Annotated in this window: 22 protein-coding genes, 1 other RNA gene and 1 pseudogene; 17 read left to right on the top strand and 7 right to left on the bottom strand. The window is 53.0% G+C overall.

Annotation, left to right across the window (positions count from 1 at the left end; genetic code table 11):
• Positions 1-337 (bottom strand): annotated as a pseudogene (locus HMPREF2726_RS08620) (hypothetical protein); the annotation flags it as partial.
• Positions 338-554: 217 nt separating this feature from the next.
• Between HMPREF2726_RS08620 and rnpB the strand changes: the two are divergent.
• The 7 genes from rnpB to HMPREF2726_RS08585 all read left to right on the top strand — a co-directional run bounded on the left by rnpB (position 555) and on the right by HMPREF2726_RS08585 (position 6,851).
• Positions 555-916: RNase P RNA component class A (gene rnpB / locus HMPREF2726_RS08615), an RNA gene on the top strand.
• A gap of 259 nt (positions 917-1,175) precedes the next feature.
• Positions 1,176-3,230: a methionine--tRNA ligase gene (metG, locus tag HMPREF2726_RS08610; RefSeq protein ID WP_070603021.1), complete on the top strand. Its 2,055-nt coding sequence runs from the start codon at positions 1,176-1,178 to the stop codon at positions 3,228-3,230.
• Between the two features lie 81 nt (positions 3,231-3,311).
• Positions 3,312-3,827 carry a DUF4189 domain-containing protein gene (locus tag HMPREF2726_RS08605; protein WP_070603022.1) on the top strand — a complete coding sequence of 172 codons (516 nt, stop codon included), beginning with the start codon at positions 3,312-3,314 and terminating at the stop codon, positions 3,825-3,827.
• 100 nt (positions 3,828-3,927) lie between these two features.
• A complete protein-coding gene (locus tag HMPREF2726_RS08600; RefSeq protein WP_070603018.1) occupies positions 3,928-4,452 on the top strand; it encodes a DUF4189 domain-containing protein in 525 nt (174 codons plus the stop codon).
• Positions 4,453-4,542: 90 nt separating this feature from the next.
• On the top strand, positions 4,543-5,073 hold the full coding sequence (locus HMPREF2726_RS08595; RefSeq protein ID WP_070603016.1) for a hypothetical protein: 531 nt from the start codon (positions 4,543-4,545) through the stop codon (positions 5,071-5,073).
• Positions 5,074-5,172: 99 nt separating this feature from the next.
• Entirely contained in the window at positions 5,173-5,763 is a 591-nt protein-coding gene (locus tag HMPREF2726_RS08590; RefSeq protein WP_070603014.1) for a hypothetical protein, read from the top strand.
• A 287-nt stretch (positions 5,764-6,050) separates the two neighbouring features.
• On the top strand, positions 6,051-6,851 hold the full coding sequence (locus tag HMPREF2726_RS08585; RefSeq protein WP_003755764.1) for a sulfite exporter TauE/SafE family protein: 801 nt from the start codon (positions 6,051-6,053) through the stop codon (positions 6,849-6,851).
• 98 nt (positions 6,852-6,949) lie between these two features.
• On the opposite strand, the gene wrbA is transcribed toward HMPREF2726_RS08585, so the two are convergent.
• Positions 6,950-7,552: an NAD(P)H:quinone oxidoreductase gene (gene wrbA, locus HMPREF2726_RS08580; protein ID WP_070603012.1), complete on the bottom strand. Its 603-nt coding sequence runs from the start codon at positions 7,550-7,552 to the stop codon at positions 6,950-6,952.
• A gap of 156 nt (positions 7,553-7,708) precedes the next feature.
• Between wrbA and HMPREF2726_RS08575 the strand changes: the two genes are divergently transcribed.
• From HMPREF2726_RS08575 to HMPREF2726_RS08565, 3 genes are all read left to right on the top strand, one after another.
• Positions 7,709-8,932: a YihY family inner membrane protein gene (locus HMPREF2726_RS08575; protein ID WP_070603010.1), complete on the top strand. Its 1,224-nt coding sequence runs from the start codon at positions 7,709-7,711 to the stop codon at positions 8,930-8,932.
• A 94-nt stretch (positions 8,933-9,026) separates the two neighbouring features.
• Positions 9,027-10,802 carry an extracellular solute-binding protein gene (locus HMPREF2726_RS08570; protein WP_070603009.1) on the top strand — a complete coding sequence of 592 codons (1,776 nt, stop codon included), beginning with the start codon at positions 9,027-9,029 and terminating at the stop codon, positions 10,800-10,802.
• Positions 10,803-11,143: 341 nt separating this feature from the next.
• A complete protein-coding gene (locus HMPREF2726_RS08565; protein ID WP_070603007.1) occupies positions 11,144-12,595 on the top strand; it encodes a TIGR00341 family protein in 1,452 nt (483 codons plus the stop codon).
• Positions 12,596-12,648: 53 nt separating this feature from the next.
• Here HMPREF2726_RS08565 and HMPREF2726_RS08560 read toward each other — a convergent pair whose 3' ends face one another.
• The gene (locus tag HMPREF2726_RS08560) at positions 12,649-14,571 is read right to left on the bottom strand and encodes a bifunctional chorismate-binding protein/class IV aminotransferase (protein WP_070603005.1); all 1,923 of its coding nucleotides are present in this window, start codon (positions 14,569-14,571) and stop codon (positions 12,649-12,651) included.
• Between the two features lie 166 nt (positions 14,572-14,737).
• Between HMPREF2726_RS08560 and ppk2 the strand changes: the two genes are divergently transcribed.
• Entirely contained in the window at positions 14,738-15,667 is a 930-nt protein-coding gene (gene ppk2, locus HMPREF2726_RS08555; RefSeq protein WP_003766403.1) for a polyphosphate kinase 2, read from the top strand.
• Positions 15,668-15,791: 124 nt separating this feature from the next.
• Here ppk2 and HMPREF2726_RS08550 read toward each other — a convergent pair whose 3' ends face one another.
• The 3 genes from HMPREF2726_RS08550 to HMPREF2726_RS08535 form a co-directional block, all read right to left on the bottom strand.
• Positions 15,792-16,760: a YheT family hydrolase gene (locus tag HMPREF2726_RS08550; protein ID WP_070603003.1), complete on the bottom strand. Its 969-nt coding sequence runs from the start codon at positions 16,758-16,760 to the stop codon at positions 15,792-15,794.
• Entirely contained in the window at positions 16,753-17,418 is a 666-nt protein-coding gene (locus HMPREF2726_RS08545; protein ID WP_070603001.1) for a phosphatase PAP2 family protein, read from the bottom strand. The genes HMPREF2726_RS08550 and HMPREF2726_RS08545 overlap by 8 nt, the downstream gene beginning before the upstream one ends.
• A 580-nt stretch (positions 17,419-17,998) precedes the next feature.
• Positions 17,999-18,829, bottom strand: a complete 831-nt coding sequence (locus HMPREF2726_RS08535; protein ID WP_070602997.1) for an ATP-grasp domain-containing protein — start codon at positions 18,827-18,829, stop codon at positions 17,999-18,001.
• A 259-nt stretch (positions 18,830-19,088) separates the two neighbouring features.
• On the opposite strand from HMPREF2726_RS08535, the gene HMPREF2726_RS08530 reads away from it, so the two are divergent.
• The 4 genes from HMPREF2726_RS08530 to HMPREF2726_RS08515 all read left to right on the top strand — a co-directional run bounded on the left by HMPREF2726_RS08530 (position 19,089) and on the right by HMPREF2726_RS08515 (position 23,296).
• Positions 19,089-20,204 carry an ABC transporter substrate-binding protein gene (locus HMPREF2726_RS08530; RefSeq protein WP_070602996.1) on the top strand — a complete coding sequence of 372 codons (1,116 nt, stop codon included), beginning with the start codon at positions 19,089-19,091 and terminating at the stop codon, positions 20,202-20,204.
• 456 nt (positions 20,205-20,660) lie between these two features.
• Positions 20,661-21,707: a FecCD family ABC transporter permease gene (locus HMPREF2726_RS08525; protein ID WP_070513467.1), complete on the top strand. Its 1,047-nt coding sequence runs from the start codon at positions 20,661-20,663 to the stop codon at positions 21,705-21,707.
• A 10-nt stretch (positions 21,708-21,717) separates the two neighbouring features.
• A complete protein-coding gene (locus tag HMPREF2726_RS08520; protein WP_070602994.1) occupies positions 21,718-22,485 on the top strand; it encodes an ABC transporter ATP-binding protein in 768 nt (255 codons plus the stop codon).
• A 379-nt stretch (positions 22,486-22,864) separates the two neighbouring features.
• Positions 22,865-23,296 carry a plastocyanin/azurin family copper-binding protein gene (locus HMPREF2726_RS08515; protein WP_070602992.1) on the top strand — a complete coding sequence of 144 codons (432 nt, stop codon included), beginning with the start codon at positions 22,865-22,867 and terminating at the stop codon, positions 23,294-23,296.
• Positions 23,297-23,371: 75 nt separating this feature from the next.
• On the opposite strand, the gene HMPREF2726_RS08510 is transcribed toward HMPREF2726_RS08515, so the two are convergent.
• The gene (locus HMPREF2726_RS08510; protein WP_070602990.1) at positions 23,372-24,268 is read right to left on the bottom strand and encodes a LysR family transcriptional regulator; all 897 of its coding nucleotides are present in this window, start codon (positions 24,266-24,268) and stop codon (positions 23,372-23,374) included.
• A 123-nt stretch (positions 24,269-24,391) separates the two neighbouring features.
• Between HMPREF2726_RS08510 and HMPREF2726_RS08505 the strand changes: the two genes are divergently transcribed.
• The gene (locus HMPREF2726_RS08505; protein WP_070602988.1) at positions 24,392-24,793 is read left to right on the top strand and encodes a DoxX family protein; all 402 of its coding nucleotides are present in this window, start codon (positions 24,392-24,394) and stop codon (positions 24,791-24,793) included.
• A 96-nt stretch (positions 24,794-24,889) separates the two neighbouring features.
• Positions 24,890-25,495 carry a nitroreductase family protein gene (locus HMPREF2726_RS08500; RefSeq protein WP_070602986.1) on the top strand — a complete coding sequence of 202 codons (606 nt, stop codon included), beginning with the start codon at positions 24,890-24,892 and terminating at the stop codon, positions 25,493-25,495.
• Positions 25,496-25,760 lie beyond the last annotated feature (265 nt).

Raw genomic sequence — 25,760 nt, 5'->3', positions numbered from 1 at the left:
CTTCTTCAGCAGCCTTACGTTCGGCTTCAGCTTTAGCTTTTTCAGCCTCTTCAACGGCTTTACGATCTGCTTCTACTTTAGCTTTTTCAGCTTCCTCAGCCGTTTTGCGTTCTGCTTCCGCTTTGGCTTTCTCGGCTTCTTCGGCTGCTTTACGCTCTGTTTCAGCCTTAGCTTCTTCAGCGGCTTTACGTCCCGCTTGGCATTCGGCGTTGCATTCTATTTTGGGTTGGTTGGTATCGCTTGAGGCGGTTGACGGCGAACCGCCTCCTCCTCCGCCTCCGCAGGCGGCAAGTAAGGATAGGGCAAGGTAAGACAGGATATGTGGATAGTTTTTCATCGTAATGTACTTTTATATTTAAAATAGTTATGTGATATTCATTTTATGGGCTTTTTTATAACATGTCATTCATTTATTTGACGAACGGTACTTTTTGTTTATAAATAGTTTATTTTATTTGAATTTTTATGTTGCGAAATGGGTAAATTTTTAGATAGGCGGTTTTTTTGGTGGTCAAACGGTTGTGATTTGCTTGTGTTATAATCCGCACTTCATACAGGTCGGACAGACAGTCGCCGCGTATCGCGTAAGGCATACGGGGAGGAAAGTCCGGGCTCCGCAGAGCAGGATGCCGGCTAACGGCCGGGCGCGGAAACGCGACGGAAAGTGGAACAGAAAGCAATACCGCCGACGGCCGCCTTCGGGCGGCACGGGTAAGGGGGAAAAGGTGCGGTAAGAGCGCACCGTGCACTTGGTAACAAGGCGCAGCAGGCTAAACCCCATCCGGAGCAAGACCAAACAGAACGCATTGACGCTGCTCGCCGAGCGTTCGGGTAGGTTGCTAGAGCGCATCAGTAATGGTGTGCCTAGAGGAATGACTGTCCGAGACAGAACCCGGCTTACCGTCCGGCCTGTATGTCCCGATTATCGAAAAGGTCGTCTGAAAACCGATTTTTGTGTTTCAGACGACCTTTTGCCATAGATATAGTGGATTAACTAAATCAGGACAAGGCGAGGCAACGCCGTACTGGTTTAAAGTTAATCCACTATAACCCGTTTTGCCCATCCTGTTCCAGCTTCACGGAATTCCCTTTTCAGACGACCTTTCCCCCGTCTCGCCCGCACGATTTACGGTATAATTCCCCATCTTTAATGATTGTTTTCCCAAGCATAAACCATGACACGCAAAATCCTCGTTACCTCCGCGCTGCCCTATGCCAACGGCAGCATCCACCTCGGCCACATGGTCGAACACATCCAAACCGACGTTTGGGTGCGCTTTCAAAAACTGCGCGGCCACGAGTGCCACTACTGCTGCGCCGACGACACCCACGGCACGCCCGTGATGCTGGCCGCACAAAAACAAGGCATCGCGCCCGAAGACATGATTGCCAAAGTGCGCGAAGAGCACCTCGCCGACTTCACCGGCTTTTTCATCGGCTACGATAATTATTACAGCACCCATTCCCCTGAAAACAAACAGTTTTCCCAAGACATTTACCGCGCGCTGAAAGCCAACGGCAAGATTGAGAGCCGCGTCATCGAGCAGCTTTTCGACCCCGAAAAACAAATGTTCCTGCCCGACCGCTTCGTCAAAGGCGAATGCCCCAAATGCCACGCCCAAGACCAATACGGCGACAACTGCGAAGTCTGCGGCACGACCTATTCCCCGACCGAACTGATTAACCCGTATTCCGCCGTTTCCGGTGCCAAACCCGAATTGCGCGAATCCGAACACTTCTTCTTCAAACTGGGCGAATGCGCCGACTTCCTCAAAGCATGGACTTCCGGCAACAACCCGCACGACGGCAAGCCCCATCTGCAAGCCGAAGCCCTCAACAAAATGAAAGAATGGCTGGGCGAAGGAGAAGAAACCACCCTGTCCGACTGGGACATCTCCCGCGACGCCCCGTATTTCGGTTTTGAAATCCCCGACGCGCCGGGCAAATACTTCTACGTCTGGCTGGACGCGCCCGTCGGCTACATGGCGTCGTTTAAAAACCTGTGCGACCGCATCGGCATCGATTTTGACGAATACTTCAAAGCCGACAGCCAAACCGAGATGTACCACTTCATCGGCAAAGACATCCTCTATTTCCACGCCCTGTTCTGGCCCGCCATGCTGCATTTCTCCGGCCACCGCGCCCCGACCGGCGTGTACGCACACGGCTTCCTGACCGTCGACGGACAAAAAATGTCCAAATCGCGCGGCACCTTCATCACCGCCAAATCCTATCTGGAACAAAGCCTGAACCCTGAGTGGATGCGCTACTACATCGCCGCCAAGCTCAACAGCAAAATCGAAGACATCGATTTGAACCTGCAAGACTTTATCTCGCGCGTCAACAGCGACCTCGTCGGCAAATACGTCAACATCGCCGCCCGCGCGTCAGGTTTCATCGCCAAACGCTTTGAAGGTCGTCTGAAAGACGTTTCAGGCAGCGCATTGCTGGCAAAACTCGCCGCCGAAAGCGACACCATCGCCGAGCAATACGAAAACCGCGAATACGCCCGCGCCCTGCGCGACATCATGGCATTGGCGGATGCCGTAAACGAATACGTCGATGCCAACAAACCGTGGGAACTCGCCAAACAAGAAGGTCAAGACGAACGCCTGCACGAAGTATGCAGCGAACTCATCAACGCCTTTACCATGCTGACCGCCTACCTCGCCCCCGTATTGCCGCAAACCGCCGCCAACGCCGCGCGTTTCCTCAATCTGGACGCGATTACCTGGGCGAACACGCGCGAAACCTTGGGCGAACACGCCATCAACAAATACGAACATTTAATGCAACGAGTGGAGCAAAAACAAGTGGACGATTTAATCGAAGCCAACAAACAAAGCATTCAGACGACCCCCGCGCCTGTTGAAGACAGCAAATACGAAAAAGTCGCCGAACAGGCGAGCTTCGACGACTTCATGAAAATCGACATGCGCGTCGCCAAAGTATTGAACTGCGAAGCCGTCGAAGGCAGCACCAAACTTTTAAAATTCGACCTCGATTTCGGTTTTGAAAAACGCATCATCTTCTCCGGCATCGCCGCGTCTTATCCCAACCCCGCCGAATTGAACGGCCGCATGGTCATCGCCGTCGCCAACTTCGCCCCGCGCAAAATGGCCAAATTCGGCGTATCCGAAGGCATGATTCTCTCCGCCGCCACAGCCGAGGGCAAACTGAAGCTCCTCGATGTCGATGCCGGCGCGCAGCCCGGGGATAAAGTAGGCTAAAACGCTGAAAAAAGCTGTCTGAAACCATCATGCAAGATGTTCGGACAGCTTTTTTTGTATCTTGAAACCAAGGAAAAACTGATGAAAAAACTGCTTTTTATCTTATTGGGGCTGGCGGGTCTTAATACTTATGCTGCTGACCCAACCTATGATGCAACCAAAGGCGCATTGCAGAATAATTCGGCATTGTGTGCATACGGCTACAATTCCAATTGCGCATCTCCCCGCCAGTCTCGGCAGCAGCCTACGGAAATAGTTAACATCAACGTCCCATCCAAATACGGCGCATGGGCCACCAATCTTAAAACGGGTATTTCAGGCGGCGCACTTAATCAAAATTCACGTGCTGCTGCCGAAAAAGAAGCCATCAAAACCTGCGAAAAAGGCGGTCGCAATGCACCGTGTGTAGTGGCTGCTTGGGTCAGAAACGGTTGTATCGCCGTCGCACAAGGAAAATCAGGAAATAAATGGAAAGCTTTCCCGGGAGTAAAAGAGCCTGGCCTTGCCGAGGCTGAAGCATTAAGGAAATGTCAGGCTTCCGGTTATTCGCAATGCACCATTTTTGCTCCTGAAGGCTGTTCGATGCCGCAATATTGACAGGCAAAAGGTCGTCTGAAAGTTTTCAGACGACCTCGGTATCAGGTTCTTGCTTTAAGAAAGCAAAAAGAGATTACGACCAAACAAAGGAATAAGACTGATGAAAAAACTGCTTTTTATCTTTTTGGGACTGGCGAGTTTTAATGTCTATGCCCACAGCTGCCCCGGTCAATTTGACCCCGTCAGCGGTATTTGCCGCTTTCAGGGGAATAACGGGGAGCTGGTTCAATATAATATGGCTCCGCCCCAATCATCCAACGTTCAAAACAGCTCCAAAGTCGTCAATATCAACGTCCCGTCCAAATACGGCGCATGGGCGGTGAACCCTAAGACGGGTATTGCTGGCGGGGCACTTAATCAAGACTCACGTGCCGCAGCGGAAAAAGAAGCCATTAAAACCTGTGAACATGGCGGACGCAATGCGCCGTGTGTAGTGGGGGCCTGGTTCAGAAACGGCTGTCTTGCCGTAGCACAGGGAAAATCGAGCAAAAAATTGAAGACTTTCTACGGAAACGGAGCTCAAATCGGACAGGCGGAGCCAGCAGCATTAAGAAAATGTCAGGCTTCGGGATCTGTGGAATGTAAAATCGTCGTTTCCGAAGCTTGCTCGATGCCTAAATATTGACAAGCAAAAGGTCGTCTGAAAACTTTTTTCAGACGACCCCTGTATATAAACTATTCATGATTTTCCCATCTGTTTTTTGAAAGTACCCATATGAAAAAAGCCTTTATATTTTCTTTGCTGTTCGCCGGTTTGACCGCTTCTGCCGCCGCGCAAAACCAAATCGGTGCGTCATCCGATGCTGCGGCAAATAAAAAGCTTGCCGCCGAGTGCAGGCAATTGTTTAAAGATACCAATACTTTGGCGAACGGTTCGCTTTGTTATCGGGACAATAAAGAGACCGCCGAATATTTCGACCTTTTGTCTATGGTTTTGTTGTTTAACCATCCGAAAGTCGATCAGTGCCGACAATATCCGAAACTGGAGGAGGAATTCAAAAAACAAAGCTTTTACTATCTTGAAGATCAGGAGTTGAAGCGCCTTTGCGCGGAAAGCCGTGAAGAACGCGACCGTTTGCGCCGCCAAGTAGAGGCGTATATGGACAGTAAGATAAAACAGTATGCAGAAGAAGAAGCGCCGCGCCGAGGTATTCCCGTTGATGAATTGCTGCGTAAAACCGTTGCCGAAGAAACCGAACGCCGCGCCAAAGCCGATGCCTTTATCCGTCAGAAGGATGGCAGATAAGGATGGACGGGGTCGTCTGAAAACTTCGGGCATGAATGTACTGCGTTCCGACATTCATGCTTTATTTGAAAATATCATTCCGGTTTAAAAGGAAAAACCATGAAACAATCTGCTTTAGGCTTACTTGCTTTGATTTTATCTTTTTCAGCCGCTGCGCAAGAGCCGGCCGTCAGTTTGAATGCGGGGCAGGTCGAACATTGCCGGCAAATGCTGCAAGATACGGCGCTGATTGAGGCTACGGCGAATGTATGCGGCGGCAATGAGGACATCAAAGACTATGCCGGGCATTTATACTCTTTGTACATGGCTGCCGATCCGCAAGCCTTGCAATGCGTCAATTACAGCATGGCGATGAAAAAAGCGGGGAAACCGCTGCCTCATTATGGTTATTCCCCCGAGCAAGACAGCAAACAATATTGCGCCCAAAGCCGCAAAGAACGCCATCTTGCCCAACAACGCGCCGAGGCTTTGGTTGAAAAAGAGCTGCCGAACATTGCCCGCAAAGTCTCCGAAGAGTCGAATGCGCTTTATCAAGAGCATCAAAAGCAATTGGCGCAAAGACAAAATACAGAACCGGACAACTGGGAAAAACCGAAATCTTCCAAGCAAATCTTGAACGAAATGCGCGAACAACTGGCAGCAAGCCGTAAAAAAGCGGAAATTGCCCGCCGGAAAATAGAAAAACAGTAACGAAGTTTCGGACAATACGGACAGACGGTCTGCCCTGACCGGATACAAGAAACCCGCTTTTTGAAGCGGGTTTTTATTTTGGAATCGATTAAGGTTTTCAGACGACCTTTTTAGCAGAAGAAACTAATTGAAGCGGTTAACTGATTTTTGGTTTATTTTTACAAAAATAAATAGTGTTGACAATTTTTATGGTGGTAATTAATGTACTGATACTTTATTTGAAGTTTTAAACGGTCCTGCGTGCTGCTGCATACAAAAAATTAAATTTAATCAAGAGGAAACAATCTATGGAGCAATTATTTATTCCCGGCAGTATCATTGCCGATTATTTTTATCTCGGTCTTTTCCTGCTGGTTGCCGCGTCTTTGATTGCGGGCTATGTCGATGCTATTGCGGGCGGAGCCGGGCTGATTTTGATTCCCGCGTTTTTGATGGTCGGCTTGCCGCCGCAGGTCGCGTTGGCACAGGAAAAATTGGTGAGTACCATCGGTACGGTGGCTGCGATTAAAAACTTTATGAAAAGCAGTTCGATTGTATGGCGCATTGTGCCGGTCGGCATCGTTGCGGCTTTAATCGGGGCGTTCGTCGGTGCGAAAGTCATTCTGATTCTGCCTGTGGAAACCATCAATTACATCATTCTTGCGTTTTTACCCATAGGCTTGCTGGCAACTTTGTTCAAAGGCGTTTTGCTGAAAAAAGACGATGAACGCGGCGAGATAAAAAAATCTGCCGTCGCCGTCTTTTTAACTTGTCTGATTGTCGGTTTTTATGACGGTTTTTTCGGACCGGGCACGGGCAGCATTTTCATCATCGCTTTGTTTGTCATCAACAAATTGTCGTTGTTGCAGGCTTCGGCTACTTCCAAGATTTTCAATTTTGCTTCCAATATCGGGGCATTCGTCGCTTTCTTGATAGCGGGGAAAATGGCGTTCCTAATCGGAATCCCGATGATTTTGGCGAATTTGTTGGGCAACCATTTCGGCAGCCTCCATGCTATTAATTCAGACGGGGAAATCATCCGTAAGGTTTTGGTCGTAACGGTTTTGCTGATTATTGCTTCGATGGCATATAAGGCTTTTTCGGCTTGACGGGCAGATGTTGGTAAAAGGTCGTCTGAAAACTTGGAAATCAGGTTTTCAGACGACCTTTTTAGCTTTTGGCAGATTGGATTTCTAAACTGCCCGCTTTAAGCCAACTTGACGGCAAGTTCTGCCAGCCGTTTGCCTTGTGCGAAGGCGATGTCGTTTTCTTCGGCGGTCAGGACGGGTTTGCTGTCGTGTCCGGCGACGTGGGATGCGCCGTAGGGGGTGCCGCCGCTTTGGGTGTTGCCGAGGGCGGATTCGGTGTAGGGGATGACGCTGATGATCATGCCGTGGTGTAGGAGGGGGAGCATCATGGTGAGGAGGGTGGTTTCTTGTCCGCCGTGTTGGGAGGAGGTGCTGGTGAAGACGGTGGCGGGTTTGCCGGCGAGTTCTGCGCCGAGCCACAGGGGGATGGTGCCGTCGATGAAGTATTTCATGGCGGCCGCCATGTTGCCGAAGCGGGTGGGGCTGCCTAGGGCGAGGGCGGCGCAGGTTTTGAGGTCTTCGGCGGTGGCGTAGGGGGCGCCGCTGTCGGGGATGTCTTTTTCGACGGCTTCGCAGACGGTGGAGACTTTGGGGACGGTGCGCAATACGGCTTCGCAGCCTGCGACGCTTTCGATGCCGCGTGCGATTTGGCGGGCGAGGTTGAGGGTGCTGCCGTTTTGGGAGTAGTAGAGGACGAGGATTTTGAGGGGATTTGGGTTCATTTGGGTATTCCGTTACAATGGGGTTGGTGGGAAATAGGTGTTAATTTCGCTGAGGCTGTGTTTTCAGACGACGTGGGGTATGCTGCGGGCGTTTTCTGTTGTGTGATGTATATGCTGTTTTTTTATTTTTAATTCGTTATTTTTTCGGGAAAGATTATGCCGTTTTTGAAATGGTGGCAAGGTTTGTCGGACAGTAAGGCGTTTGCTTTTGCGTGGTTTGTGGTCCGGCGTTTCGATGAGGAGCGTGTGCCGCAGGCTGCGGCGAGTATGACGTTTACGACGCTTCTGGCTTTGGTGCCGGTATTGACGGTGATGGTGGCGGTCGCTTCGATTTTTCCTGTGTTCGACCGTTGGTCGGATTCTTTTGTTTCGTTCGTCAATCAGACTATTGTGCCGCAGGGTGCGGACATGGTGTTTGATTATATCAATGCGTTCCGCAATCAGGCGGGGAAGTTGACGGCAATTGGCAGTGTGATGCTGGTGGTGACGTCGCTGATGCTGATTCGGACGATTGATAATGCGTTCAACCGGATTTGGCGGGTCAATTCGCAGCGGCCTTGGATGATGCAGTTTTTGGTGTATTGGGCGTTGCTGACGTTTGGGCCGTTGTCTTTGGGCGTGGGGATTTCTTTTATGGTCGGGTCAGTGCAGGAATCTGCGTTGGCTTCGTCTCAATGGATGGGGGTGTTGCGGACGGCGGGGACGCTGTTTTTTGCAACGCTTTTGTTATGGGGCCTGTATCGTTTCGTACCCAACCGCTTTGTGCCTGCACGACATGCGTTCATAGGGGCTTTGATTACGGCGTTTTGCTTGGAGACGGCGCGTTTCCTGTTTGCTTGGTATATGGGCAATTTCGACGGCTACCGCTCGATTTACGGGGCGTTTGCCGCCGTGCCGTTTTTCCTGTTGTGGCTGAATTTGCTGTGGACGCTGGTGTTGGGCGGAGCGGTGCTGACTTCGTCGCTGTCTTATTGGCAGGGCGAGGCGTTCCGCAGGGGCTTCGATTCGCGCGGGCGGTTTGATGATGTGTTGAAAATCCTGCTGCTTTTGGATGCGGCGCAAAAAGAGGGCAAAGCTTTGCCTGTTCAGGAGTTCAGACGACATATCAATATGGGCTACGATGAATTGGGCGAGCTTTTGGAAAAGCTGGCGCGACACGGCTATATCTACAACGGCCGTCAGGGCTGGGTGTTGAAAACGGGGGCGGATTCGATTGAGTTGAGCGAACTCTTCAAGCTCTTCGTTTACCGCCCGTCGCCTTTGGGAAGGGATCATGTGAACCAAGCCGTCGATGCGGTGATGACGCCGTGTTTGCAGACTTTGAACATGACGCTGGCAGAGTTTGACGCGCAGGCGAAAAACCGGCAGCAGTCTTCTTGAGGATTTTGAAACACACAAAAGGTCGTCTGAAAACGGTTTTCAGACGACCTTTTGCTATAATCGGGCTTCATCGTCCCGTTCGGTTTGAAACCTTATGAAAAAGCTCGTCCTGCTGCTACTTTCCTTTTCCTCCGCCACCGCTTTTGCCGCATACGGTTTGGGTTTGGGGCAGGAGCCGAAATATCCCGCCGACTTTCGCGCCTACGAATACGTTAATCCCGACGCGCCAAAAGGCGGCGTGTTTTCCCTACCGATACAGGGCGGCTTCGATACGTTCAACCCGTTTACCCTCAAAGGCGACAAAGAAGCCGGCGTCCTCAATCTGACCGTGGACATGCTTACGGACAACAGTTGGGACGAACCTTTCTCCATGTACGGGCTGCTGGCGGAAGACTTCTCGCTTGCCGAAGATGGGCTCTCGGCAACATTCAAGCTCAACCCGAAAGCCAAATTCCACAACGGCGACCCCGTCCTTGCCAAAGACGTGGCCGCCTCCTTCCGCCTGCTCACCCAAGACAAAGCCGCCAACCCCTTCTACCGCATATACTGGAGCGACGTTGCCAAAGTCGAAACGCCCGACGACAGGACAGTCGTTTTCCGCTTCAAACAGCGCAATGCTGAATTACACATGGCATTAGGGCAATTGCCTGTGTTTTCTCATAAAAGCTATCCTGAAGGGCTGGAAAAAGGCGCAAACAAAATGCCCATCGGCTCCGGCCCCTACCGTTTCGTCAAAGCAGACATCGGGCGTATGAGCGAATACGCGCGCGACAAAAACTACTGGGCGCAAAACCTGCCGACCCGCAAAGGCAGATATAACTTCGACACCGTCCGCTTCAAATATTTCAAAGACAACAGCGTCCGCCTCGAAGGCCTCAAAGCCGGACAATACGACTTCGTTTTTGAAAACATCGCCCGAAACTGGGCGCGGGGCTATTCCGACGAAATGCTCGCCAAACGCGGCATGGGCAAACACGGATGGATACAGAAAAGCGACGCCGGTATGCAGGGCTTCGTCATGAACCTGCGCCGCGCCCCGTTCGACAACATCCTCGTGCGGCAGGCGATGGTCGAGAGCTTCGATTTTGAAAGCATCAACGCGCGTATTTTCTACGGCGCATACCGCCGCAGCAACAGCTTCTTCACCAACAGCGAGATGGCGGCGACAGGCAAACCGCAAGGCGCGGAATTGAAACTGCTCCAGTCCCTCGGCAACACCCTCGACCCCGCCGTCCTGAACCAACCCGTCCCCGAGCCGCCCCAAACCGACCCGAAGACAGGCATACGCCCCAACCTGCTCAAAGCCCGCGCCCTCTTAGAAAAAGCAGGCTACCGCTATAAAAACGGCAAACTGACCGACAGCCAAGGCAAACCCCTGACCTTCGAGTTCCTGACCGCCTCCAAAACCTACGAACGCATTACCGCCAAATGGCAGCGCGACCTCGCCAAAATCGGTGTAACCATGAACATCCGCGTTACCGACCCAGCCTTATACCAAAGGCGGCTCAACGATTTCGACTTTGACATGACCATTACCGCCTATGCCAACAGCGAAAGCCCGGGCAACGAACAATACGATTATTTCGGCTGCGAAGCCGCCAAAATCCCCGGCAGCCGAAACCTCGCCGGCGTGTGCCGCCCCGAAGTCGAAAAGCTGCTCAAACATTTCGGCAGCTTTACCAACCGCGAAGAGCTGAAAACCACCTCCCGGGCACTAGACCGCACCATCCGCCACCAATACATCATCGTCCCCGCTTGGTACACCGACCGCTACCGCGTCGTTTACCGCAACAACCTCGGCATCCCGCAACAACTGCCGAAATATTACGACCCGGTATTTTTTTCGCTGAGTACGGGGTGGTGGAAATAGGAGGAGTGAGCAGATAAGGTCGTCTGAAAACGGATACGGCAGCGACCGTAGCGTGGGTTCTACCCACGAAATGAACGCCAATTCGGCTGTTGTTTGATTTGGTTGTTGGATGATTGGGGTTGTCAGACGGTGGCTTTCGTGGTCAAAGCACACGCTACTCGTTGCCGCAAGGCAACTTGTCCCTTCCCCGTCCGGCGGGGGAAGTTTGCGTACGTATGCAATATATTGCGAGAATTGTGCCTGTCAGATTTAGCCGTAATGGCAAGGCATTATTTCATTACTCAAAAATTCTCTATGAATTAGATATTTAAAATAAACTATTAAAATTTTAGGATACGCACATGCAAGATCAGGAAGAAAGTAAAAATCAGGAAATACAAGAAAAGCAGGAACAAGAAGACAAGGGTGCCATGACCAAGTTGCAAGATGTGTTCAATCTTGCGCATGACCAAGCTCATCCCGATAAGATCGATGCCACTATCCGTGCCAATACTCGGGTGTCCGGAACGAATATGTGGGTATTGATGTTTGCCATTGCTGTGGCGAGTATCGGTCTAAATGTAAACAGCACGGCGGTAGTGATCGGAGCGATGTTGATTTCCCCGTTGATGGGGCCGATCGTCGGTATGGGTTACGGTTTGGCGGTTGGCGATACTGCGCTGATCCGCCAAGCCGTGCGCAATATTATGGTATTCGTCGCCATCAGTTTGGTTACTGCTACACTGTATTTTCTATTAACCCCGCTTAAAGAGGCGCAAAGCGAGCTTTTGGCTCGTACTCAGCCGACCCTTTGGGATGTGTTGATTGCCTTCTTCGGCGGTAGTGCGGGCATTGTGGCGCTGACCCGAAAAGAAGGAGGCAATGCCATACCGGGTGTGGCGATTGCGACCGCATTGATGCCGCCCCTGTGTACTGCGGGCTACGGACTGGCACATGGCAACTGGCAATATTTTTTCGGCGCTTTTTACCTCTTTGCCATCAACTGCGTGTTCATCGCTTTTTCGACCTTGTTGTTTTCCAAACTGCTCAAGCTGCCGCGCAGGGGGTTGGTAACGGAATCCAAACGCCGGTTGCAAAGTATTATGATTACTGTTGTCATGTTGGCTGTGATGATTCCGAGCGGCTATATGGCATCAGGACTGGTGCGCCAGGAACTGTTCAACACAAAAGCCAATGCCGCGATCACCGCCGCGCAGCAGCAGGAAAGTTTTTTTGTTCTTCGTAAGGTGTTGAACTACAAGGAAAATAAAGTCGGTCTGATTGTCAACGGAACGGGTAATGCCGAGAAAATCATCGCCCTGTTGGAAAAAAGCCTTAATGCGTCGGGGGTAAAAGAGCCGGAGGTGAACGTGGTTTATGCGGGAGGGGATGGTGCCAAAATCGAAGAATTGCTGGCAAGCCGAAACAATCCGGTTCAGCAGCAAAATGAACTGAAAGAGCAGCAGGCCTATATCGATACCGTGCTTGCGGCCAAAACTGCCGATACCGCCGGTGCTGACGATGCAGCGGTACTCAAGGAATTAAAAGCCCAATATCCGGAAGCGGAAAAAATCGTTGTCGGACGCGGCTTGGTTTGGGAGAAAGCGCAAGCAACCCCTGTTTCCGAGCAGTCTGAAAGCGGCAAAAACACTAAACAGGGGACAGGCGAACATGACGATATTGTCGTGGTTTCGCTCGAATTTAAGGAGCCTTTGCCTGCCAAAGATCGCGAACGCTTACAGGCGTGGTTGAACCAGCGTTATGAGGGTAAGGTCGTGCGCATGTTTGTGAACACTCAAGTTTCAGAGATATAACCCGTTTCACGAATACTCCGCCTGTCGGCTTTACCCGTTTTCAGGAAATAATTTTATTCTTTAACGACCAAATCCGCCTCAAACACGCCCCTCAAGGCGTTGGAGAGGCGGATTTTTTCTGCGCGCTCGAGCATGTCGCGGGTGATGTGCGTTTCGATGACGGCGTCTGCGCCCAAGTAGGTTTGCGGCTGCTGCAATACGGCTTGGCGCATGACGCCGTTGAGGATGTCCAAATCCAGAGACGGGGTGAGCCATTGCCCTTGGTATTTGATGAATACGTTGCTTCTGCCGCCTTCGAGCAGGAGGCCGTCTGAATTGAAAAACAGGCTGTCGAACGCGCCTTGTGTTTCGGCGGTTTGCCACGCTTGGTCGTACAGGGCGCGGCGGGTGGTTTTGAAGCGGCGCAGGTAGTCGCGGCGCGGGAGGGGGTGCGGGGCGGGGATAACACGCTGAGGGGCGGGCAGCTCGGCGGTGGCGGCATGGCTGAGGATGAGGTCGTCTGAAACGAGTTCGGCTTTCAGGCGGAAGAGGCCGTCGGGCAAGTCGGCGATGTATTGCCGGATTCGGGTTTCGCCATCGTCGGGCAGGGGTAGGTTGAGGGCTTGGGCGGAGGTTTTCAGACGACCTAAATGCAGGTGGAGCAGGCGGCATTGCCTGTTTTTTACGCGCATGGTTTCGAAGATGCCGAAGGCGGGGCGCAATTCGTTGAGGAAACGGGCTTTCCAGCCGCATTCGCGATATTCGGCGGCGGGGTCGCTGTCGATGACGATGCCGGAACCGACGCCGTATACCCCTTGATAGAGTGGATTAACTTTAAACCGGTACGGCGTTGCCCCGCCTTGCCGTACTATCTGTATTGTCTGCGGCTTCGTCGCCTTGTCCTGATTTGTTAATCCGCTATCCAGGTCGTCTGAAAATGGAAGGTCGTCTGAAATCGGGTCTGAAGCGGGTTTGAGCAACAAGGTACGGATGACGACGTTGAATATGCCTTCAAACCCCAGCCCGCCCGCGCAAGGTTTCAGGTAGCCGATGCTGCCGGTGTACAGGCCGCGCGGTTCGGCTTCGAGCGATTCGATAATCTGCATGCTCATGCGTTTGGGTGCGCCGGTGATGCTGCCGCAGGGGAAGGCGGCGCGGAGGATGTCGGCGGCGGTAATGTGCGGCAGGGCTTGGGCTTGGATGGTGCTGGTCATCTGCCAGACGCTGCCGAAACGCGATACTTTGAACGGCTCGGGTACGCATACTTTGCCGGTTTGGGCGATTTTGCCGAGGTCGTTGCGCAGCAAATCGACAATCATCACGTTTTCGGCGCGGTTTTTCGGGTCGGCTTGCAACTCGGCAGCGCGGCGTTCGTCTTGCCCGTCGCCCAAAATCGGCGCGGTGCCTTTCATCGGTTCGGTGCTGATGGTGCCGTCCGAACCGATTTTGAGGAAGAGTTCGGGCGAGAAACACAGCGTCCAAGCGGATTTTCCTTCCGCATCGGGCAGGTGGGACAAAACGGCATAGGGGACGGGTTGGCGCAGGCGGCGGTAGAGGTTGACGGGGTTGCCGTAGGCTTGCAGGTGCAGGCGGGTGGTGTAGTTGATTTGATAGGTATCGCCGCGCCGGATGGCTTCGTGGATTTGGCGGATGCGGTCGAGGTAATCGGCTTTGGATACGGGGGATTGCGGCGTGGAAATGCCGGCGGGGAGGTCGTCTGAATGTTGGGCAAGCCAGCTTTCGGCATCGATGTCGGCGCAGTCGGCAAACCAGTGCAGGGCAAGATTGCCGCCACGTTCGGACTCAATCCCCATCAGCGGCAAACCGAATTCGTAGTCTGCAAACAACACAGCATGCAGCCCTTTTTGCCAGCCCTTTTGCAGCGTATCGTCCAGCGAATCCAGTTCGTTATGATGGAAAAGGCGGCTTTCCACATGATTTTGATAGAGTTTTGCGCGGCCGCTCACGGCATCGTCAAATAGGGCGAAATAGGGCATGGCTGTGGTGCAAATAGCCTGATTATACGCCGTTTTTACACAAATTAGCAGACCGCGCCGAAAAAAATGGCGCAGTGTAATTTTATGTAGTCCGCTGAGGGGCAAAGGAGTAGAATCAAACCATACCACACCATATCATTTCAAACTTAATCAATAAGGAGACCCTATGGCAGATCATCAGTTAGAACCGTTTGAAAACGTTGAATTGGGCGAAAAGCAAGACCAGTTGCAAGTTTTCGAAAAAGCCGTTTTGGAACACGAAGGACGCGGTACGGACGAAGATTCCGGCAGCGCGCCGCTTCCCGCCAATTACCCCTACAAGCAACGTATGCGCCGCGCCGCATACGAAAAAGAAAAACAAAAGCTGCAAATCGAATTGCTGAAAGTGCAAAGCTGGGTCAAAGACTCCGGCCAGCGCATCGTCAGCCTGTTTGAAGGCCGCGACGCCGCAGGTAAAGGCGGTACCATCAAACGCTTTATGGAACATTTGAACCCGCGCGGAGCGCGCGTCGTCGCACTGGAAAAACCGACCACTACCGAACGCGGCCAATGGTATTTCCAACGCTACATCCAAAACCTGCCGACCGCGGGCGAAATGGTCTTCTTCGACCGCTCATGGTACAACCGCGCCGGCGTAGAGCGCGTGATGGGCTTCTGCGAACCCAACGAATACCTGCTCTTCATGCGCCAAACCCCCGAATTGGAACGTATGCTCGTCGCCAGCGGCATCCACCTCTTCAAATTCTGGTTCTCCGTATCCCGCGAAGAACAACTGCGCCGCTTCATCTCCCGCCGCGACGACCCCCTGAAACACTGGAAACTCTCCCCCGTGGACATCCAGTCGCTCGACCGCTGGGACGACTACACCGAAGCTAAAAACGCCATGTTCTTCCACACCCACACCGGCGACGCGCCTTGGGTCATCATCCGTTCCGACGACAAAAAACGCGCCCGCCTCAACTGTATCCGCTACTTCCTGCATCAGTTGGACTACCCGGGCAAAGACGTGAAAGCCATCGGCAAAGTGGATGAAAAAATCGTCCTTGTCCCCGATACGCGCTACAAAGAGAAAACCGTCGACATCGGTCATGACTGATTGAGCGGTCAGCCGTTTGAGCAGTAAAAAGGTCGTCTGAAAACCTGAAATATAGGTTTTCAGACGACCTTTTTTTGTTTCAACCAATTTATCCCAACGCAACGCCGACAGCCGTTCGGGAACACTATTCAAATTGTGCGAAATAAGACAATACCGTTTGCGGCAGCCATTGCAGGTTCAGACGACCCCCGTCGCGGCTGACGAAGCCGACGTGTCCGCCGTGTTCGGGCTGCAAAAGCGTGACGGACGGAGACACTTCGTCCGCGTTCGGCAGGGCTTCGGGCGGCAGGAAGGGGTCGTTGACGGCGTTGAGCAGCAGCAAAGGAACGGCTACCGTTTTGAGCCAAGGTTTGCACGAGGCGAGGCGGTAATAGTCGAAACGGTCGGCGAAGCCGTGCAGCGGCGCGGTAAACGTATCGTCGAAGTCGCCCAGCGTTTTGCATTGGTTCAACAGGGCGGCAACATCGCGGTCGGAATGGGCATGCTGCAAACCGGCGACGTTGCGGGCTTTGGGCAGCAACGAGTTCAAAAAATAACGGGTATATAACAGGCGCGACATGCCTTTGTCGAAGCGCGTACCCGCCAGCGTCGCATCGACTGGCGCGGAAACGGCGGCGGCGGCGCGGGGCAGCGCATTGCTGCCTTGTTCGCCCAAATATTTTGCCAAGGCATTGCCGCCGAGCGAAACACCTGCCGCATAAATGACGGAATAACGAGCGGCGAGCGTGTCGAGCATAAAGGCGATTTCGAGCGTATCGCCCAAGTGGTAGAACACGGGCGCGGTATTGGAGATGCCGCCGCAACTGCGGAAATGGGCGACCACGCCGTTCCAGCCTTTGTTTTGTACCGCGCGCATCAGTTCGACCGCGTAATGGCTGCGGCTGCTGCCTTCTAAGCCGTGAAACAAAACCACCAGCGGCGCGTCGGGATTGGGGCTGTCGACAAAATCGTAGGCAACCTGTGCTTTGCCGGTGCTGTCGGGCAGCAACTCGCGCCGGTAAGCGGGGGAGGGGCGTTGCAGGAATTTGGCGAAAATAGTGTCGGCGTGGCCGTTGCGCAGCCAAAACGGCGTATTGGGCGATAAGTTATTCATCGGAGGATATTTGGGAAACGGCCGGGTCGTCTGAAAGATAGCGACCCCTGAACACAAAATAATAAACCAACAACGCAGTCAGCGTGCCGTTTGTCCAGCCCGCCCAAACGTCGGTCGGGTAATGCACGCCCAGATAAACGCGCGAAAAGCCGGTACTCAGGGCAAAGGCAATGCCGATCAGCCACGCGACACGCCGATAGGGCGTCTCGTTGCACAACATAATCATCATGACGGCGATGGCGGCGGAAAAGGTGCTGTGTCCGCTGGGAAACGAAAAATTAGTCTCTTCAATCATGCGCGGCCAAAACAGCGGCCGCGGCCGCTCGAACCAATCTTTAATCAGCAGCATATTCAGCGTCGGTATCAAGGCGGCGCTCACGCAAAACAACGCGCCGCGACGGTTGCCGGCACGATACAGCCACCATGCCGCGATGCCGATTAGAGGCACGGCGATGGCGGTTTTGCCCAAATAATGCAAAACAGTGGCAATAGGGAAAAAGCCTTCGCCGATGTTATGGTGGACCCACATCATCAAAGGTTTTTCAAATTCAAAACCGCCGTGCGTGTGCAAACGGACGGCAATCAACACCGCCAAAGGCAAAAATACCACACCAGCTATGAGCGCCGTGCGGCGGAAACGGATATGAAAATTGTGCATAAATCAAATAAAAATAGAGATTTGGAAAAGTTTTCCTGTTAATGAGCCATGTTTGATAAAAAACATCCGGAAGTGATAGTGCTTTTTATTGATTGTTGATAATTATTGCCTTTTTCTTACTAATAAATTAGGTAAATACACAAAGTAACTATTCTGACAATGCTATTCTACCGCCCGGCAAAGCGGTTCAACTATAGTGGATTAACTTTAAATCAGGACAAGGCGACGAAGCCGTACCGGTTTAAAGTTAATCCACTATAAAAGGGTATCCGCGTAAAGCCGCCAACTACCTTACGGTACGCCATGATACCGAACGGCAGTATCAATAATAAACACAACAGCAAACATTTCGGAGGCTATATGTCAATTTTGTTTTTAAATTTAATCATGATCATCAGTTTGGTATCCATCGTCGCACTCGCCGCAGTCTGGATGAGGGAGCCCAAATTGTAATACCGATCAAAGGTTGACTGCCGAACGCAGTCGGTTTTCTAAAAAGGTCGTCTGAAAACAAGCATAGCACGGTTTAAACCCGCTACCTTTGTTTTCAGACGACCTTTTTTGCATTGGTTCTTTATCATCAACCCGCGATAACGCGCTTTACCGCCTGCACCATATCGGCAACCGCGTTTTCAGCGGTATGCAGGTAAAGGGCGGGTTCGACGAGTTCCAATTCATTGAGCAGCAACCTGTCGCCAATCAGCGTCCCGTCTATTCGGGCGTATGCCGGTATTTCAGGCAGCATGGACAATATCTGCCGTGCGGTTTCGATTGCTTTTTCCGGCGGTGCGGCAGGGCTGACGGCGACGCCGTAGGCGGAATTGGCGCGCCATTCGCCTTGGGGCGGCATACGCAGTACGGCATGGCTGAAACGCCCGTCCAAAAACACCAGCGAGGTTTCGCCCGCCGTTTCGATTTCGCGGATATAAGGCTGGACGATGATGCCTTGCGGATAATCCTCCGCCTTCAACGACACTTCTCCCGCCCTGATTTTCGCCACGCCGCGCCCGCTCTGCCCGATTACGGGTTTGACCACCGCTTCCCGCCAGCCCCGACTCTCTAAAACTTCTTCCAATTTTTCTTTTTCAGACGACGTCTGCACACTCGGAATCACGTCCGCTCCCCATTCTGCCAAATCGCACAAATAACGTTTGTCCATGTTCCAACGCATCAGCCCAACGGGGTTGATAAACCTTTGCCCGCACGCTTGCGCTTCGGTCAGCCACTGCCCAAACGCTTCAGGCTCCGCCGCATAATCCCATGCGCACAAAGGCAGGATAAAGGCGGATTTCGGGCGGTGTTGCCAGGGTGCGAAGGCGGTGGGGATGCCGTTTTGTGTCAGCGCATCCGCCAACGGCAGCAGGTTGGACGGCGGTTCGGGATAGGCGAGGCAGGTGGTAATCGTCAGCATGGCGGACTTTCGAAAAATGAAATGACAGAATATTGACAAGGGGTTATGTCTTTGCTTGATATTTCAGACGACCTTTTATCGGGCAAACGGCAGGCGTTGTTTGAACAATAAACACCATCACGTTTGCAATAAAAACTTCCCTGAATAACGGAACTTTTCCGTTTATTTTAAATCCATTAGTCTTGCATTATAAATAAGAAAGATTATTATTTATATACAAATCAGATATAACATTATTTATTACAAGGATTTTACTCTAATGAAACTTTCGCGCTTCTCCTCCCTTGCCCTTGCCGCCGCATTGGCATTCGGCACTGCCGCCGCCCATGCCAAACCGGTTCAAATTACCGATGTCAATGGCCGCAAAGTAACCGTCGACCTGCCCGCCAAACGCGTGGTTTTGGGCTTTTATTATCAAGACTACATGGCCATCGGCGGTAAAGACGCGCTGAATAATGTGGTCGGTTTCTCCAAAGCGGTTTGGTCCGACTGGGCACCGCCGAGCTGGGCGGCGTTCAGCAAAGCCGTGCCCAAGTTGAACCAGCTTGCCGATGTGGGCGAGTTGGAAGTCGGCACGTTCTCCGTTGAAAAATTATTGGCATTGAAACCCGATTTGCTGATTCTGGCAGACTGGCAGTACAAAGCTCTGGGTTCAGACCTCGCCCGCATCAACAAAGCGGGCATTCCGATTGTGGTGTTGGACTACAACGCGCAAACGGTCGCCAAACATATCCAATCAACCAAACTTATCGGCACGCTGACCGGCCAGCAGCAAAAAGCGGACAAGCTGGCGGCAGACTACAAACGCATCGCCGACACCATCCAGGCGCGCGTGAAAAAAGCCAACCTGCCCAAGCCTAAAGTGTATGTCGAATTCGGCAACAAAGGCCCTGCCGAACACAGTTTTACCTTCGGCAAAAGCATGTGGGGTCCGATGGTAACACTGGTCGGCGGCAACAATATCGCCGCTTCTTCGGTCGAATTCTACGGTCCGATCAATCCTGAAAAAGTCCTCGCCGCCAAACCCGACGTGATCGTGATTACCGGCCGCGAAACCGAATTGAAGAAAAACCCTGCCGCCATGGTCATGGGCTGGAGCATTCCGAAAGCGGAAGCGGAAAAACGCTTGGCAGGCTTTGCCAAACGCGCCGGCTGGGCCAACCTGCCTGCGATTAAAAACAACCGCCTCTATGCCGCCTACCACGCCAACTCGCGCACGCTGTCCGACAGCGCATCGATTCAGTTTATGGCCAAAGCGATTTATCCGCAGTTGTTCAAAGACTTCAATCCCGAAAAGACTTATATCGACTTCTACCGCCAAAACCTGCCGGTCGTGCCGAACGGTACGTTCTATCTGTATCCGAAAGGTCAGTAAGGCGGGCTTATGGGTTTCAGACGACCTTTTTATGCGGAAAGTCGTCTGAAAGTAGCGTGGGCTTTGCCCACGGATGACGTTTGCGGGAATGACGGCGGGTAATAAGCTGTATCGACGTAAGAGGTTGATTGTATCTGTATCCGAAAAGTCAGCAAGGCGGGCTTATGGGTTTCAGACGACCTTTTTATACGAAAGGTCGTCTGAAAGTAGCGTGGGCTTTGCCCACGGGTAATGTTTACGGAAATGATGGCAAGCGGTATGGGGGTTCCTGTTTTCGTAGGCAAAGCCCACGTTACGACTGCCCGTCGTACCGACAGAGGGCTAGGGAGAGGGCAAAGCCGTTTGGAACGCCGTTATCCCGATTTTCAAAAAAACACCCTTCAAAACGGATACAGACAAAAGAGATGGTCGGGCATGGATGTCCGGCCTTGTTCCTTAATTTCAAAGGTTTAAAAAATGAATGATTCGGTTGTCGCCGAGATTGTGAGGAACCAGCGCAGGCTAGAAGGCAAGCGTTGGTTGATTGTTTTGATGTTTTTAATCATCGCGGCGGTCAGCTTCTTATTCGACATCGCCACCGGCCCTGCGATGACGGACACGCTGCCCGTCGGCGAAGTGGTCAATGTTTTGCTGGGTAAACCCGAAACAGACGAGATGAACCGCCTGATTGTGATGGATTTGCGCCTGCCGATTGCGGTGATGGCGCTGGTGGTCGGCGCGGCTTTGGGTGTCGGCGGGGCGGAGATTCAAACGCTCTTGAACAATCCGATGGCCAGCCCTTATACGCTGGGCTTGGCGGCGGCGGCGGGTTTGGGCGCGTCGGCGGTGATTGCGTTCGGCGGTTTCGGGCTGCCTGAAACGGTCGCCGTCCCCATCGGTGCGTTTGTGATGACCATGCTGGCTTCGGGCATCTTGTTTCTGTTTGCCTCGGCGCGCCGCTTTAATTCGGCGATGCTGGTGTTGGTGGGGATTGCGCTTTTGTTTCTGTTTCAATCGATTCTGTCGCTGATTCAGTTTATCGCCGCGCCTGAGATTTCGCAGCAGATTCTGTTTTGGCTGTTCGGCAGTTTGAACAAGGCAACTTGGGAAACAGTCATCGTTACGGCGGCGGTTACGGCGGTATGCGTGATTCTGCTTTCGCGCGACGTGTGGAAGCTGACCGCGCTGCGTTTGGGCGAAGAACGCGCCGTCGGGCTGGGCATCAATCTGCAACTTTTGCGCCTGAAAACGCTGGTGCTGGTGGCGGTGATGACGGCAACGGCAATCAGTTTCGTCGGCGTGATCGGCTTTATCGGACTGGTCGCGCCGCATGTGGCGCGGATTCTTTTGGGCGAAGACCAACGTTTCTTCCTGCCCGGCGCGATGCTGGCGGGTGCGGCGTTTTTATCGGTGGCGAGCGTGTTGTCCAAGGTGATTATCCCAGGCGCGCTGTTTCCAGTGGGGATTGTTACGTCGTTTGTCGGCGTGCCGTTCTTCTTCTGGATTGTGTTAACGAAACGGTAGGTCGTCTGAAATGTTGAAACTTGAAAACGTCCATATCCGGCGCGGCGATTATGTGGTCGCCGACAGTATCGATTTGACGCTGGAACAAGGCAAAGTCTATTCCGTGCTCGGCCCGAACGGCACGGGCAAATCCTCGCTGATGAAAACGATTTTCGGCGAAGTGGCGCACAAAGGCATCATCCGCTACGGCGACGAAGCGTTGAGCAAAATCCACCTGCAAAGCTGGCGCAAACGCATAGGCTATATGCCGCAGGACACCGCCGCCGAAGCCTCGCTGACCGCGCTGGAAGTCGTGTTGCTCGGCCGCATGGACGCGCTGCACATGCACGTCGGCGACGAACTGCTGCACGAAGCCGCAAGTATCATGGCGGAGCTGGGCATCGGCCATCTGGCGCACCGCGACGTCATGCGGCTTTCCGGCGGACAGCGGCAGCTCGTCATGTTTGCCCAAGTCATGCTGCGCCGCCCCGAAATCCTGATGCTGGACGAACCGGTCAGCGCGCTGGATATGCACCACCAGTTGAACCTCTTGGAGCGCGTGGTGCAATACACGCACGAACACAATCTGGTTACGCTGATGGTCTTGCACGATTTGAGCCTCGCCGCGCAGTTTTCAGACGGCGTGATTCTGCTCGGCGAAGGCAAAGTACAGGCGCAGGGCGCGCCGCAGGACGTATTGCAGGCAGACATGATAGGCAGGCTGTACAAAGTGGACATCGAACTTTTATACGACAGCAAAGGCCTGCCCGTTATCCGCCCGATGCGGCAGAGTGCGTAACTTAACCGCCGTCGTCATTCCAATGGATTCCCACCTGCGCGGGAATGACGACGGTTGACAATTAACAATCCGCTCCTGCAAATGTCGGATTTGAGCATCCGGCCTGCGAACTCCCTGCAACTTATCCCCTCTCCCGCGGGAGAGGGAGAGGGCGGTAAGCCCAAGGCTTACCTCTCCGACTCATCAGCCCGTCCCATATTTTTTATAGTGGCTTAACTTTAAACCGACGGCGTTACCTCGCCTTAGTTCAAAGAGAACGATTCCTCTAAGGTGCTGAAGCACCAAAGTGAATCGGTTCTGTACTATTTGTACTGTGCGGCTTCGTCGCCTTGTCCTGATTTAAATTTAATCCACTATATCCTTAGAAAGGACTCCCCCCATGAAAGAATCCCTCTTCCTCCTCATGCTGACCGCTTCCCTCGGCGCATACGCCGCCAACCACGAAGTCAAAATGCTCGACAACGGCAAAGACGGCAGCATGGTGTTCGAACCCGGCTACGTCAACGCCAAAGTCGGCGACACCGTAACCTTCAAAGCCGCCAACAAAGGCCACTGGGTGCAAAGCAAAGCCCTGCCCGACGGCGTTGCCGACTTCCTCTCCGAAGACGGCAAAGACTTCACCCTCAAACTCGACAAAGAAGGCGTGTACGTCTATACCTGCCCGCCGCACCGCATGATGAACATGAGCGGCGTGATTCAGGTCGGTAAACCGGTGAACAAAGCCAAAGCGCAAGCCGTTGTGGACGAACTGGAAAACCGCGCCATGCAGAGCAAGGGTCGTCTGAAAAAATACATGCAGCAGGTCAAATAAACCGCCGAACAAACAAAAGGTCGTCTGAAACCGTTTTCCGTTTTCAGACGACCTCTTTAGTTTTGGACGATGACCTTATTGCCCTTCCGCCGAAATCTTCTCGTTCAGAAAATCAATAAAACTGCGCACCTTCGCGCTCAAAAACGCCCTGTCCACATAAACTGCGTTTAATTGATCGGTCCGCACCCGATAGTCCGGTAACAGGCGGACCAGTCTGCCTTCCGCCAAATCCTGCCTGACCGACCACAGCGGCTGATAGGCGATGCCCGCGCCCGCCCTGATCAATTCGCGGATCATCAGCGTGTTGTCGCTGAGAATCACCGGATTGAGCGTCAGAATGCTTTTTTCGCCTGTTTTTTGATGCGTGATTTCCAAATTGCGCTGGTCGGTGTAGGACGGCAGGATGGCGGGGTGGCGCATGGCTTCTTCGGGCGTTTGCGGCGTGCCGTGTTTCGCCAGATAGTCGGGCGAGGCGAGCAGGACGAATTGGATTTGCGCAAGCGGCTTGATAATAAGCGACGGCGACAAGGTTTTTGCCACGCGCAAGGCGAGGTCGAAGCCTTCGGCGATTAAATCGACGTGGCGGTTGTCGAGTACCAAATCGAGCGTGACTTCGGGATAGCGTTCGCGGTATTCCGCCAGCCAGTTGCCGATTAAATTGCCCGCAAACCAAAGCGGCATGGTCACGCGCAACATGCCCTGCGGCGTATCCGCCCCGCCTGCCGCCTTTTGCGCGGCGGTGTCGAGCGTATCGAGCGCGTAGCTGCATTGGCGGTAGTATTCTTCGCCCGCTTCGGTCAGGTGGAGGTTGCGGCTGTTGCGGTGCAGCAGTTTGGCCTTAATCGTATTTTCCAGATGGCTGACGTGTTTGCTCGCCATCGCGGTGGAAATATCAAGCTGCTCGGCGGCGCGGGTGAAGCTGCCGCTTTGGACAACTTGGCGGAAAACTTTGAGGCTGAACAGGGTATCCATGTTTTCTTTTGGGGAAACGTTGCGTCAATGAAAGGAGTATATATCTACTGCCGGTAATTATCTATACTGCGCAGATAAGATTAGTTTTCATTTAACCCCCGCATTTTTGATAAGGAGAACCCCATGTCTGCAACCTGCGCCCGTATCCAACCCATTTTATTGTCCGTATTGCGTATCGTAACCGCCTACCTCTTCCTCCTGCACGGCACGTCGAAATTCTTCGGCTTCCCGACTGCCATGGGCGGCGGCTCGCCCGAAGGCTTGATGCTGGTGGCAGGCATTTTGGAAATCGTTGGTGGCATCCTCTTGATTCTCGGACTGTTCACCCGTCCTGCTGCTTTCATCCTGTCCGGTCAGATGGCGGCTGCCTATTTCATGGCACACGCCTCCCAAGGTTCGGCACTGTTCCCGCTTGCCAACGGCGGCGAATCGGCAGTATTGTTCTGCTTCGTGTTCCTCTATCTGGCAGCAGCCGGCGGCGGCTCATTGGCATTGGACAACCTGTTCGGCAAAAACAAATCCTGATAGGCCCAAAGGTCGTCTGAAAACAAGCGAAGCGGGTTTGGCGCATCCATTTCCAAACCCGCCAACCGATTAAACATCAATCAAAGGAAAAACAAAATGACTTATCAAACCTTGCAACAAGCGGCCGAAACCCGCCGTTCCATTTACGCGCTGAACAAAAATCTGCCCATCAGCAACGAAGAAATCAGCGAAATCGTCAAACACGCCGTTTTGCACACACCTTCTTCCTTCAACTCGCAATCCACCCGCGTCGTCGTCCTCTTCGGCGAAGAACACGGCAAAGTGTGGCAATTTGTTGAAGACGCTTTGCGCGCCATCGTGCCTGCCGAACAATTCGAGCCGACCGCGCAAAAATTAAACCTGTTCAAAGCAGGCGCGGCGACCATTTTGTTCTTCGAAGACCAAAACGTCGTCAAAGGCCTGCAAGAGCAGTTCCCTTCTTATGCCGCCAACTTCCCCGTCTGGGCGGACCATGCGAACGCGATGACGCAATACGCTATCTGGACGACGCTTGCCGCTGCCGGCGTGGGCGCGAACCTGCAACACTACAACCCGCTGCCCGACGCCGCCATCGCCAAAGAATGGAACCTGCCCGAAAGCTGGCTCCTGCGCGCGCAAATGGTCATCGGCGGCATCGAAGCGCCTGCCGGTGAAAAAGCCTTCGAGCCTGTGGAAAACCGTTTGAAAGTGTTCGGCGCATAATTGCCCGTCAAACAGAAAAAGGTCGTCTGAAAACCAACTTCGGTTTCAGACGACCTTTTGTTCAAATAGGCAAGGCTCAGGATAAACCAATCCGCAGCGTGGGCTTTGCCTGCGATCTTCCGCCCGAACATCCCTATCCAATCTTCCTTGTTCATCCGTGGGTAGAACCCACGCTGCGGGTGACCGGCGGTTTGGCGGATAGGGCAAAGCACAAAAGGTCGTCTGAAAAATTGAGACCTTTGCAAAATTCCTTTTCCCCCAACAG

Source organism: Neisseria sp. HMSC074B07, assembly GCF_001810355.1.
In the GTDB taxonomy this organism is placed as follows: Bacteria; Pseudomonadota; Gammaproteobacteria; order Burkholderiales; family Neisseriaceae; genus Neisseria.
This window is presented reverse-complemented; position numbering and strand designations above follow the sequence as displayed.